We start from the raw sequence: 13076 nt of genomic DNA, 5'->3' as shown, positions 1-13076 counted from the left end.
ACTACTCCTTTACTATACCGCGTTACAAAAAAAAAGCCCGTATCTGTACGCAGATAAAGGGCTTTTTTTAAAACATTTAGAAAACTTTTATGTTTAATATTGTTCGAGGTAGTTATCCAACTCCCATTGTGAAACTTCTTGACGGTATGATCCGTATTCAAGACGCTTTGCATCGATGAAGGTACGGGCCATGTATGATCCCATCGCCTTCTTAACAACATCGTCACCTTCCAAATCATTAACGGCTGCCAATAGTGTATCAGGCAAGTCACGGATTCCAGCCTTACGACGTTCTGTTTCATCCATAAGGTAGATGTTTTGGTCAACAGAGTCATTTGGTGTCATCTTGTGTTCGATACCGTCCAAACCAGATTCAAGAATCGTTGCAAAGGCTAGGTATGGGTTTGCAGTTGGGTCAACTGAACGTAATTCAAGACGTGTGCTTTGTCCACGTGAAGCGGGGACGCGGACCATTGGTGAACGGTTTGAACCTGACCAAGCAATGTAAACTGGTGCTTCAAATCCTGGTGTCAAACGCTTGTATGAGTTGACTGTTGGGTTTGTAACCGCAGTAAAGTTTTGGGCGTGCTTCAAGATTCCACCAAGGAAGTGGTAAGCAGTATCTGAAAGTTGTTCTTCACCATTTTCATCGAAGAAGACGTTTTGGCCATCCTTAAACAGTGACATGTTAACGTGCATACCATTTCCATTAATTCCTGAAACAGGCTTTGGCATGAATGTTGCATACAAGTTGTGCTTGCGGGCAATTGTCTTAACAATCAACTTGAATGTTTGAATGTTGTCAGCTGCTTCAAGAGCATCGGCATACTTAAAGTCAACTTCGTGTTGTCCTGGTGCAACTTCGTGGTGGGCTGCTTCAACTTCAAAGCCCATCTTTTCCATTTCCAAAACGATTTCACGACGTGTGTTTTCACCCATGTCGAGTGGGGCAAGGTCAAAGTAACCACCCTTATCGTTCAACTTTGTTGTTGGGTTACCATTTTCATCCATCTTGAACAAGAAGAATTCTGGTTCTGTTCCAAGATTGAAATTAGAATAGCCCATGCTTTCCATGTCTTTAAGGACACGCTTCAAGTTACTACGTGGGTCACCAATAAATGGTTCGCGATCCACATTGTAAATATCACAAATTAAACGTGCTACCTTTCCACCATGTGAATCAGTCGCCCATGGGAAAATCATAAATGTATCCAAATCAGGATATAGGTACATATCTGATTCTTCAATTCGTACAAAGCCTTCAATTGATGACCCGTCAAACATCACCTTGTTATCAAGTACCTTATCTAATTGAGAAATTGGCACTTCAACATTCTTGATGGTTCCAAAAACGTCAGAAAATTGTAGACGTAAAAATTCTACATTTTCATCTTGAATTAGTTGTCGGATAGTTTCTTTTGTATAGTGCTTACGCATGAATAGATTCTCCTCTATGAAATTCTAAAAGTGACGACTGTTATCAAAACGACCAATTCGCAAAAGTTCATCCGCAAAGACTTTTCGCATTTGCGCATCGGGATTTTCTTCAGATTGACGATGCTTTTTAGCATCCATTTCATGAATATCGGCTACAGTATAACCGGCATCCATATAGTCTGCTATTTCAATCAAACGATCAATATCATTTAACGAATAGCGTCGCTGCTTACCTGCTCCACGTTGCGGTGCAATCAAATCTTGCTGATCATAATAACGAATCTGGCGGTCTGACAGACCTGTTAACTCACGAACTACACTGATTGGCAATATAGCCAAATCACGTTTTAATTCTCGCTCAGACATCTATCAAACCTCCTATGCCATTACTATACCACTTTAGCAAAGAGATTTAAAATGAAATGTCAGCTAACCTGACACGAAGTCTTGTGTTTCTGAGATAACCGTCTTGATTTCATCAGAATTTTGGACTAAATCATGCCATTCAATGTCTGGCATTTGATTATTAAACCACGTTAATTGACGTTTGGCATAGCGTCGTGAAGCCTGTTTTAAGGCTTCTGTTGCCGCTTCTAAGTCAACGTAACCTGCTAAATATGGGAATAACTCTTTATAGCCAATGGCTTTTTTTGCGGTTGCCGAATCTGGTAGTTGTGCGACCAACTCAGCTTCATCCAAAAGACCCGTTTGTACCATCATATCGACACGTTGATTGATTCTATCATATAAAACCGAACGTTCAGTATTTAGACCAATCAGCTTAGCATCATAAATTCGTTCCGGTTCAGGTTGCAGACTCGAGAACGGTTGCCCACTCTGCAAACTAATCAATAACGCACGTTTCATCCGTCGAATTTGACCTGGTAAAATACGTTCTGCGCTGATTGGATCAACAGCCTTTAACGCTGCTCGTAAATTTTCCTCACCATTTTGGGCGACATCAGCATCCCATTTGGCCTCAAATTCAGGATCTGGTTGTTCATCAATCGTCGCCAAAGGCCGATCACCTAATAGGGCTTGCACATAGAATCCTGTACCACCGACTAAAATTGGCACATGCCCCTTTTGTGTTATGGCATCAATTTCCTGGCGTGCCTGTTCTACGAATTGCGCCACCGAATAAGGTTCCGTTGGTGCGACTAAATCAAGCATGTGGTGTGGGACAGCAGCTTGTTCGTCCGGTGTTGCCTTGGCGGTCCCAATATTTAGTTGTTGGTAAACTTGCATGGAATCACCGGAAACAATTTCACCATCAATTGCTTGAGCAAGTGCAATGGAGAGAGCCGTCTTACCGACAGCAGTTGGTCCCACTATGACAATTAATTTTTGCATAATCTCTTCCTATCATCTTGAACAATTCATTTTCTGTATAAGTATGGTAAAATAATAATAACAATAAATAGGAGGATTAACCATTATGAAGAAGTTCGGATTTGGTTTACTTACTGGAATCGCCGGAACAATTGCTGCTGCTGCCGCTGCTGGATTCACTTACCACAAGATTGAAATTGAACCTTTGGAAGAAGAACAAGCAAAGTTTGACAACACAGAATTGAAGTCAGCTCGTAAGGCTGCTCACTCACACGGTTCACGTTATTAATCATTAAAATGTTAAAAATAAAGAGATGCGATGATTAAAATCATCGCATCTCTTTTTTAGTTCACATTATTTGACTTGGTACGACCGTGATAAGTCGCAAATCCATTCTTAAGGATATAAATATTATGATATCCTTCCTTCTTCAAGATTCGTGCCAATCGTGATGCGTATTGCATATTTGTGTCATATAAGAAAACCGGTTGATCCTTACGAATCGCAGCATGATTATCTTTCAACATGGCATATGGCACATTACGCGCACCAAGTACGTGCTTGGCCTTAAATGAATCGGCATCACGCAAATCAAAAATTTGGTGACCGCGACTTTGCTCATCAAAATCCTTAGAGTCTAATACTTTCGCACTAGATTTTGCACCATAACGTGTCCAAAGCCACATTCCAGCTGTCCAAGCGACCCAGATAATCAAAATCGTCAACAACACTGTCCAAATTAAATTCATGGGCTGGCTCCCCCTTTCCATTTGTATAAATATCGTTTGATTTAATACTTAATTTTACCAGTTTTTGCTTGTCACAACGGCTTTTTGCGCCATTTTTTAAAAAAATTTAGTTTTCAACCATAAAAAAAAGCCGTTCCCGGCTTTTTAATTTAGGCAATTGTCCGGTTACTTTGCAATGCAATTGAAGCTGCACCGTAAGCACCAGCATCGTTACCTAATTCAGCTAAGCGCAATTCAGTTACATCACGCGTTGGCTTGAAGGCAAACTTTTGGAAGTTCGCATCGATACGGTCCAACAAGAATGAACCAGCGGCTGAAACACCACCACCGATGATAATCTTTGTTGGGTTCAATGTGTTAGCCAAGTTAGCACATGCCAATCCAAGGTAGTGTCCAACCTTATCAACAACTTCGTTGGCAAGGAAGTCACCTTCCTTAGCAAGGTCAAAGACAATCTTTGACGTTACTTCATCACCATTGTCGATCATTTCCTTCAAACGGGCGCTTCCAACATAAGCTTCAGCCAAGTCTTGTGCTAGGTGCACAACACCGGTTGCTGAGGCATATTGTTCCAAACATCCCTTGTTTCCACAAGTACATTGGTAACCATCAGGTTCAACGATCACGTGTCCGATTTCACCGGCTGAACCAGCAGCACCATGAACAAGCTTACCGTCAAGCACCAATCCTCCACCAACACCAGTTCCTAGTGTGATGAAGTCAACGTTTGGTTCGTTATCTCCGGCACCACGCCATTGTTCACCAAGGGCAGCACAGTTCGCATCGTTATCCAATGTCACTGGGAAACCAGTACCAACTTCAAGTTGGGCGCGAACATCTTGTTCACCATTCCAGTTCAAGTTGTAAGCTGAACGAACTGTTCCATTTTCAAAATCAATCGTTCCTGGAGTTCCCATTCCAATTCCAATCACACGTTCGCGTGAAAGTTGGAAAAGATCCAAGTGATGGTTAATTGAATCAATAATGTCAGGTACAATGTGTGACCCTTCATCTAAGATATTTGTACGAATTGACCATTTTTGTTGAATTTCACCTTCACTGGTCAAAATTGCAAACTTAATTGTTGTTCCACCTAAATCAACACCGATTAACTTATCTTTAGCCATTATTGTCGTCTCCAATATATTTTTTGTTTAGTTATTTTACTAAGAAAACATTTTTGTAAACGTTTTCTTTTTCTTTCAAATATTATTATATCGTATTCGTCCGGCAAAAAAAACACCTATTTTTATTTTTTTTAGTTATTTTCTTGTTCCTGCTCACGACGGGCTTCGGCTTCATGTTCGTGCGTCAAAACTAACTTAATTTGCGCATATTCTTTCGGCGTAATTAACTTAGCTCGATATAGATTATCAATTTCAATTGCAGCTAATTCAATATCCCAGAGACGCTTACCAACGTGAATATAAATATCGTATTTCTTGAGTAGATTTAAAACATCTAAAAAGTTATGCATTTCAGCCTCCCCATCGTTGTAAACTCAACATCACGACCGTACCGTAAATACTGATTGTGATTAACCAACTTAAGCAAATGCCCCAAAGCTTTATCTTAAAGATACGCTGTAAGGGGCGTCGCCACATCACTCCGGCCGTCAAGAGTAAGCCACCGATAAATCCACCAACATGCCCTGAAACACTCACAGAGGGCGTCATCAGGCTTAAAATAATCATCAGCACAAACATGACGGCCATACTTTTAGCTTGCTCCTGCCATTGATCAGGTTGTCGCGCTAAGAGCCAAAAGACAATAAACGCAGCAAAGAACCCAAAGATTCCCCCAGAGGCGCCAACACTTAATGTTTGCCAAGGATCAACCCAGAGCGAGAGCAAGTTCCCCGCAATCACACTATTCAAGAATAGGACGCCAACAGCCAAACTGCCCAGCACACCTTCAATCACTTCCCCTAACCAGACAAAGACAACCATGTTTCCAATGAGATGCAACGGTGACCCATGTAAAAAGCCTGCGGTGATCAAACGCCACCATTGTCCATCGATAATACTGGGGGGATAGGTTGCCCCCATTTGATAAAGCACGAGTGACTTTATTTGAATACTTTTCGAGAGCAACATTTCAATTAAAAAAATAACAATCATTAAGAGCGTTAAGAACCAGGTCATTGGGCGTGCTTGAATCCGTGCCCGCCAGCCTTCTTTATTTTTCATGATAACCATCCAATACAATAATTTGATCTAATCGATAATCGGTTGATTCAACCGGCCATTGGGCTTGTGGGTAATAATTTTCAGCTAACGTCACTGCAACTTTTGGGGCCGTTACCTTTGGCAACCAGCGATCATAGTAACCGCCACCAAACCCAAGTCTTTGCCCGTCTTCGGAGAACGCTAAGCCTGGCACGAGCACAAAATCAATTTTATCTAGCTCAGTAAAAGGCTGACCAATGGGTTCTAACATGCCAAATTTATGGCGAGCATACTTTGTTTCTATATCAACCGGAATAAAGTCCATCTGGTAATTGAGTTGCACCTTTGGTAACAATACCGTTTTGCCTTGCAAGAGCGCGGTTTGAATCAATAATTCGGTTGGCAACTCATCTGCTTGAGCTAAGGTCAATGCCACCACCTGTGCATTGCGCCATTCAGGTAGCACCGTTACCTGTTGTACCATTTTTTGTAAATACCAGGCCCGTGCTTGGTCCGATAGCGATGCCAACTTGATTAATGCTTTTGCTCTATATTTCGACTTATCTACCATCTTTATTTTCCTTAATAAAAAAACTGAGTCATGTACATGACTCAGTTTAACACATATTAATTTGCGGTATTATTTTGGAAGTTCTTTGGACTTTCAACATCTTTCCAGTATGCTTTGTAAATTTCTTTTGCAATTGGAATATTGACTAATTCAGCACTTTGAGAAACACCTGGCACAACAATCGCCATGGCAACATCTGCATTTGGTGCAAACGCAATCAATGAAGATGTCACGGTTGATTGACCATTGGTAAAGGTTTCAGCAGTACCAGTCTTCGCATAAACACCTGGCTTCAAATCTTGCAATTTCTTACCAGTAACGAATGGACTTGTACCATTAACCACCTTATCCATTCCATCCCAAATCACTTGACGTTGGGCTGGTGTCCAGCCAACTGAACCAAGCGACTTTGGTGAAATCGTTGTTTCAGTTTGCATGACCTTCGACTTATCACCACGTTCATTAATTGATTGCACAACATGTGGTTTCATACGATAGCCGCCGTTGGCAATTGTCGATACGTATTGAGCTAATTGCATCGTTGTGTACGTATCATACTGTCCGAATGTTTCATCCAAAGCATTACCAATGTGACTACGGTCAGTATCTCCACGCAACCCTGCCGTTTCACCAGGCAAATCAATCCCAGTTTTAACACCCAGACCAAAACGATTAAATCCTTCACGCATCGTTTGGAAGATATTGGTGTTAACACCGTTCAATGACATACCAGCATGGTATGGTTGACCCGCCATCTTCAACATCAACTGCATCACGTACGAGTTAGATGAAACTTCAAGCGCATCTGAAGCCGTCAAAGGAATTGACTGCGCACCAGTTGGATTGAAGTATGACGCCTTAACTGAGGTTCCAGCCACACGAATTGGTTGATCGACAATCGTATTGTTTTCTGGCGTAATCGTTCCATGCAACAAACCGTTTGTAATCATCGCGGGCTTAACAACAGATCCGACAACTTCCGCACGGTTAATCGTTGAAAGGGCATCATCCTGGAGCTTTCCGTCATTCATACGGTTAACCCCACCCATGGCATAGACACCACCGGTCTTTGGATTCATAACCACCGCATAAGCACCTTGCGTCAACCCACCTGGAATTTGACTCTTTAGGATTTCTTGCACATCTTTTTGGAATTTTGCATTCACCGTTAAACGCAAATCAGAACCAGCTTTACCGCCATACAAAACCTTTTGCGTTGTATCCCCTTGTTGGTTAACGTTGATTTCAACGCGGCGCTTGGTTCCCTTTAGTGTATCTTCATATTGCTTTTCAAGACCAGAGATTCCAACCGTATCATCACGTGAATAACCTTCTTGGAGCAATGAGTTCACTTGATCTTCTGGCAAACCAGACTTTGAAACGCCACCCACCAAACTAGCTAGTGAATCATCGGCGTTCTTTGAACCTTCACGTTGATAGTAAATACCAACAGCCACACCTGGCATCTTTGATTGACGTTCACCGATATCCGCAATTTCACCTTGCGTGACACCCTTATCCTTCAAATAAACCGTTGAAAGTGCATAGGCATTTTCCATTTTTTGAAAAATCATTGCAGCATTTTTTTGTTCTGCACTTAATTGAATTTGATTTTGGTTTTGCTTAGCATACTTTGTTAATTGTGAGACATAAGCATCAGTGCCTGGTGCACTGTCGATATGTGCTAGCTTGGCTAAATCGGCTGCACGTTTTGGATCTTGAATATAATATTTGATAATATTCGTGTCAGATAGTTGTTTTGTATCCACATTGACATATTTACCGACTTCGTTAGAAACCTTATACATATCACCTTCTGTGACATTCTTTGGCTTCGTGTAGGTAATGGCTTGTGAACCAGAATTGGTTACCAACGCTTTTCCAGTACTATCATAGATAATTCCACGCTGGACATTGACTTGCTCAATGCTTGAGTCAGAACTATTTACTTCTGCCTTAAATTGTTTACCTTGCGCGATTTGTAATGTTCCTAGTCGCCAACCTAAGGCACCGAGCATAAGAATTACAATACCGAGCAGTACATTTAGACGGGCAGGGATGCGTGACATTGATGATGACTTACCACGTCCACCACGTCGTTTTGGTGCTTGCATAATTTGACCCCTTTTTTAATCGAATAACTTTTACCATTGTAGCATACCTCGTGCTAAAAATAAGTTTAGGTACGATAATTATAAATGTGTTTTAATAGAAGTAACATAATTAAATTGGAGTTTACGCATGTCAAACATTTTCAATCCCTTAAAATGGCAAAAAAATACGCGCGCCCTTTGGGGTGCCTTTTTGTTGCCGGTGCTAATTATGACGGTCTATTTTGCCAGCCGGCACATGGCACCGTTTGGTAGCAGCACGCTATTAACTGTCGATCTCGGTCAACAATATATCGATTTTTTTGCCGCCTTTAAAACGATTCTCACGCATGATCCAAGTCAGCTCTTTTATAGTTTTTCAAAAGGGCTTGGTGGTGAAACATTCGGTGATTGGGCCTATTACCTTTTTAGCCCTTTAAACTTTATTCTGCTATTTTTTGATAATGTCCACCTACCTGCCGGTATTTTATTACTTACCGTCTTAAAATATGGTTTAGCCAGTTGGTCATTCGCTTTTGCCATTCACAAAATGAACTGGCAAAAAGGCTATAGCCTGCCCGTCTTTGGAACAAGTTATACTTTTATGGGCTGGCTAGTCGCCAATCAATTAAATTTGCTGTGGCTCGATGCAGCCATTTTGCTCCCATTAATCATCCTTGGCCTAGAAAAGATCCTAGATGGTCGTAGCATTTGGTTATTTATTCTGCCACTGACCGCCATCATGATGATTAACTATTACATGGCTTACATGATTGGGGTCTTCCTAGTCCTTTATATTCTTTGGCGCCTCTTTTGGGAACCTTATCCATGGCACGAACGTTTCAACATGCTCGGTAAATTTGCCTTTGGGGTCATTATCAGTATTGGGTTATCATGTGTCACTTGGCTACCAACTGCCTATACCTTGATGAATAGTAAAAGCCAATACATGCTTGATAATCTCAAATGGCGTTTTGACTATTTCCCCCCTGACATTTTAGGGAAATTCTTTGTCGGCACGTTTAACTTTGATCAAATGCCTACTGGTTTACCCAACATTTTCGTTGGAAGTTTACCGTTAATTTTGTTCTGGTTCTTCATTACCTCACGGACAATCCGCTGGCAAGTTCGCGTCATGACCATCCTCATTACTGCTTTCTTAGTGGTTTCAATGATGTATGGCCCTCTCAACCTCTTCTGGCATGGTTTTCAATTCCCAGTTTGGTACCCTTATCGTTTCTCATTTGTCTTTTGTTTTTGGATTCTCTGGCTGGGTGCCTCTATTTGGCAACCAAAGCTCCACCTAAGCTGGTTACAATCTGCTAGCCTCTTAGTGATTTTCTCAGGCGTTATCGGTTACCTGTACTTCCGTTTGCCTAAGCTAAACTTCCTAAACAAAGAACAATTGATGATTGGTGTCGCTTTCTTCCTGCTCCTATTGTTATTAATGACGATGCGCAAGCACGACTATTATTGGCTCAGCTTTGTCGGATTACTGGTCCTAGCCGAAGTCACTTGTGGCGCGTTGCTCACATTGAATAACTTTAGTTATTTATCAAACACAGAGTATCAGACCTACATTAAAAACCTCAATGATATGACCAAGCCCCTTGAACGTGAAAAACAGCATGATTTCTTCCGGGTCACGCAATCGTTCCAACGCACTAAGGGTGATCCTTTCCAAGGGAATTACAATGGTGGATCAACCTTTAGTTCAGCACTGGAGTATCAACAAAGTCGCTTTATGGCGTTAATTGGTCAACCCGAGGGTGATAATTACGTCAGTTATACTGGTGGGACGCTAGTCTCTGACAGCATGTTGGGGATGAAGTACTTACTACAAAGTAACAATCAACAATCTGACCGTCCTGGTACCCCAGCGAATACGACTGAATTCAAACGTGGTGATACCAACGGCATCTATCCCATCAAACGGACCAATCCGCTAACGATGCTTTCTGAAAATCCATATGTTTTACCCGTTGCTTTTGGTGCAAGTACCAATGCGTTAAACGCACAGTTTAAGGATGATGACCCTGTGCAAAATCAAAATATCATGTGGCAAAGCATGAATGGTTACCAAGCACAGCCCGTCTTTAACGTAGCGAACTTTTCAAATGTTCATGCTTACAATACCCAAGCGCCTGAAACAATCACTGGTGCTTATCTAACAAAGACCAAGCCAGGAAATGCTAGTATTGATTTGAGTTACGTATCAAACGGCAACGGCCCTTACTACCTCACGCTTGGCGGTGATATTAGTCAAGATGATGTTGAAGTGCAAATCAACCACGAACCGGTTAAAGCCATTCCATCTCACCGTCACACGATTATCCTACCGATGCCACAGGGAAATAAGGGGGAAACGCAAACCATCACCTTGGTCTTCAAAAAGAACAATCTTTGGTTGCAAAACGTCTCCTTGTATCAAGCAAACAGCACCCGCTTCGCTGATCAAGCTGCTGATTTGAAACAAAATAGCATTCACCTTAAACAAAATACCGCCACCCAGCTCAGCGGTGACATTACGTTACCTAAGGATAAGACGGTGTTAATGACGAGCATTCCAAATACACCAGGTTGGCAAGTCACAGTCGATGGTCAATCGGTATCACCACAGACGGTCAATAAATTCTTCATGGGCATTCCACTAAATGCTGGAAAACACCATGTCACCTTTAAATTTGTGACACCACTCTTAAAGACGGCTATCACAATTTCACTTGGAACGTTACTCTTTATGTTGGGAATCGCCTGGTCTGAAAATTCCAAACGTCAACATCGTTTAAATGCCGCGAAATCAAAATAATTCGATTTCACAAACTTTACAAGCTTTAAACCGCATGGTAATGTATCTCTTGAAACCTTTTACAAGGATTAAACTAAATAATATTAATTTCACTAGAGGAGGCCACTAATGGCTGAAGAAAAGCAATATCCAATGACCGAAGAGGGAAAGCGTAAGCTCGAAGAAGAACTTAACACCCTTGTGACTGAAACACGTGCTGAAATTACGCAACGTATCCAAACAGCTCGTGGTTTTGGTGATCTATCTGAAAACTCTGAATACCAATCAGCTAAGGACGAACAAGCCTTTACTGAAGGTCGTATTAATACAGTGCGTAACATGCTTGATAACGCTGTAATCATTGATTCATCAGATGTTTCTGATGATGAGGTTGCCCCTGGTAAGACTCTTACATTCCAAGAATTGCCAGATGAAGAACCTGAAACTTACTCAATCGTTGGTGGTGCTGAATCAGACCCATTTGCTGGTAAGATTTCAAATGATTCACCAATTGCGCAAGCCTTGATTGGACATCATGTTGATGACATCGTGGAAGTACCTCTTCCAAACAATGCCACAATGGAAGTTAAGATCCTTTCAGTTAAGCCATTGGAAGACTAGTCAAACAATAGAAAGGCCCCAGTCAAAACGACTGGAGCCTTTTTACTTTGACTTAAATAAACGATAAAAAAAGCTATGCTCCCACGGAGCATAGCTTTTTTTTAATGCGCGTTATTGGCACTATCGGCCGCATTTCCAACAGATTCGTTGGTTGCTTCCAAATCACCCGACTTACCTAAGTGATCATCGTAGCTTTGTGAATAGTAGACCTTACCAGTCTTCAAGTTAGCCACAAAGTACATGTAACCCTTGTCACGATCCTTTGGATGTAACACAGCGTCGATTGACTCAACACTTGGATTATTGAATGGTCCCGGACCATAACCTGAGAACTTGTACAAGTTGTATGGATTATCTGATTGAACATCCTTATTTGTCAAGTTCGTACGGTTAGTCTTCAAGGCATATTTCGTCGCAATATCAGATTGCAATGGCATCTTAGCATCAATTCGATTCAAGAAAACACCCGCAATCGTACGACGACTGTCATTATCAATTCCTTCACGCTCAACAAGTGATGCTAACGTCAAAACTTGTTGAATGGTCATGCCAGACTTCTTGATGGTTTGGAAACGAGGTTGCAAGGCAATGTATTCTTGTTGCACCATCATTTCAACCAAATCATCAACAGTTTTGGCATCACGCCATGTGTAAGTGGCTGGATATAGATAACCTTCTAAGTGATAGCGCACGTGCTTAGCTTTAGCAGCTGAATCAAACAACCCTGGATACTGTTCTTGCAGAGTCTTAAAGAGCTTTGGATCATTAGCTGCTTTACGGAACGAAGCCGCACTAAAAGTTGTTTTCTCACCGACTTCTTTAGCGATATTATCAACCGTTTCACCTTCACGCACCACCACCACGTTTTTACTATCCGTAGGAACAGCAGAACCACCCATGCGGAGTGCTGTTACGATTTGTTGGACGGTCATGTTCGGACTGAGTTCATAGTAACCAGCCTTCAAATCTGAATAATTGTGGCTTGTCACATAATGATTAAAAGCACGCTTTGAGCGCAAAACGCCATCCTTTTTCAAGGTTTGTGCCATCATTTGTGTTGATGAACCATCTTTAATACGTACTTCTTTGGTCTTTTTGTTCTTAACATCTAAGGCAGCATAGTTCTTTTCATCATGTTGCACATAGATGTGATGTCCGACCCCAAACAAAATCAAGGCTAACACCAAAATCAATAACCATTGGACAAACGATAAACGTTGGTACCAGTGCTTTGGCGCTGCAGCTTGCTGATCTTGACGGGACGTATATTCATTTTCAGACATGAATCTTACTCCTTCATTATGAGCGACTTTATTTTA

The 13076-nt window shown here is 41.5% G+C and carries 13 protein-coding genes; 3 read left to right on the top strand and 10 right to left on the bottom strand.

Going from position 1 to position 13076, the window contains the following annotated elements; all coding sequences use genetic code 11:
• Nucleotides 1-93 precede the first annotated feature (93 nt).
• The 3 genes from glnA to miaA form a co-directional block, all read right to left on the bottom strand.
• Nucleotides 94-1437 carry a type I glutamate--ammonia ligase gene (gene glnA / locus D3P96_RS01655; protein WP_124942659.1) on the bottom strand — a complete coding sequence of 448 codons (1344 nt, stop codon included), beginning with the start codon at nt 1435-1437 and terminating at the stop codon, nt 94-96.
• Between the two features lie 24 nt (nt 1438-1461).
• Entirely contained in the window at nt 1462-1803 is a 342-nt protein-coding gene (locus D3P96_RS01650; protein WP_124942658.1) for a MerR family transcriptional regulator, read from the bottom strand.
• Nucleotides 1804-1866: 63 nt separating this feature from the next.
• A complete protein-coding gene (gene miaA / locus D3P96_RS01645) occupies nt 1867-2790 on the bottom strand; it encodes a tRNA (adenosine(37)-N6)-dimethylallyltransferase MiaA (RefSeq protein ID WP_124942657.1) in 924 nt (307 codons plus the stop codon).
• 85 nt (nt 2791-2875) lie between these two features.
• Here miaA and D3P96_RS01640 point away from each other — a divergent pair, with 85 nt between their 5' ends.
• Complete coding sequence (locus D3P96_RS01640; protein WP_057745480.1) at nt 2876-3058, top strand: DUF3042 family protein; 183 nt, start codon at nt 2876-2878, stop codon at nt 3056-3058.
• 56 nt (nt 3059-3114) lie between these two features.
• Here D3P96_RS01640 and D3P96_RS01635 read toward each other — a convergent pair whose 3' ends face one another.
• From D3P96_RS01635 to D3P96_RS01610, 6 genes are all read right to left on the bottom strand, one after another.
• Nucleotides 3115-3519, bottom strand: a complete 405-nt coding sequence (locus tag D3P96_RS01635) for a rhodanese-like domain-containing protein (RefSeq protein ID WP_124942656.1) — start codon at nt 3517-3519, stop codon at nt 3115-3117.
• Between the two features lie 149 nt (nt 3520-3668).
• Nucleotides 3669-4646, bottom strand: a complete 978-nt coding sequence (locus D3P96_RS01630) for an ROK family glucokinase (protein WP_124942655.1) — start codon at nt 4644-4646, stop codon at nt 3669-3671.
• Between the two features lie 131 nt (nt 4647-4777).
• Entirely contained in the window at nt 4778-4996 is a 219-nt protein-coding gene (locus D3P96_RS01625) for a YqgQ family protein (RefSeq protein WP_124942654.1), read from the bottom strand.
• A gap of 1 nt (nt 4997) precedes the next feature.
• Entirely contained in the window at nt 4998-5708 is a 711-nt protein-coding gene (locus D3P96_RS01620) for a rhomboid family intramembrane serine protease (protein WP_185696046.1), read from the bottom strand.
• Nucleotides 5698-6258 (bottom strand): 5-formyltetrahydrofolate cyclo-ligase, encoded by a 561-nt coding sequence (locus D3P96_RS01615; RefSeq protein ID WP_124942652.1) that lies wholly within the window; start codon nt 6256-6258, stop codon nt 5698-5700. Before D3P96_RS01615 ends, D3P96_RS01620 begins: the two co-directional genes overlap by 11 nt.
• 56 nt (nt 6259-6314) lie before the next feature.
• Nucleotides 6315-8372: a peptidoglycan D,D-transpeptidase FtsI family protein gene (locus D3P96_RS01610; protein ID WP_124942651.1), complete on the bottom strand. Its 2058-nt coding sequence runs from the start codon at nt 8370-8372 to the stop codon at nt 6315-6317.
• 127 nt (nt 8373-8499) lie between these two features.
• Between D3P96_RS01610 and D3P96_RS01605 the strand changes: the two genes are divergently transcribed.
• Together D3P96_RS01605 and greA are read left to right on the top strand one after the other, a co-directional pair.
• Complete coding sequence (locus D3P96_RS01605; RefSeq protein ID WP_124942650.1) at nt 8500-11157, top strand: YfhO family protein; 2658 nt, start codon at nt 8500-8502, stop codon at nt 11155-11157.
• Between the two features lie 108 nt (nt 11158-11265).
• Nucleotides 11266-11757 (top strand): transcription elongation factor GreA, encoded by a 492-nt coding sequence (gene greA, locus D3P96_RS01600; RefSeq protein ID WP_124942649.1) that lies wholly within the window; start codon nt 11266-11268, stop codon nt 11755-11757.
• Nucleotides 11758-11858: 101 nt separating this feature from the next.
• On the opposite strand, the gene mltG is transcribed toward greA, so the two are convergent.
• The gene (gene mltG / locus D3P96_RS01595; RefSeq protein WP_124942648.1) at nt 11859-13040 is read right to left on the bottom strand and encodes an endolytic transglycosylase MltG; all 1182 of its coding nucleotides are present in this window, start codon (nt 13038-13040) and stop codon (nt 11859-11861) included.
• Between the last annotated feature and the right edge of the window lie 36 nt (nt 13041-13076).

Origin of the sequence: Weissella viridescens (assembly GCF_003862435.1) — a bacterium.
In the GTDB taxonomy this organism is placed as follows: domain Bacteria; phylum Bacillota; class Bacilli; order Lactobacillales; family Lactobacillaceae; genus Weissella; species Weissella viridescens_A.
The sequence above is the reverse complement of the archived record's forward strand: the minus strand, read 5'-3'. Positions and strand labels throughout refer to the sequence as shown.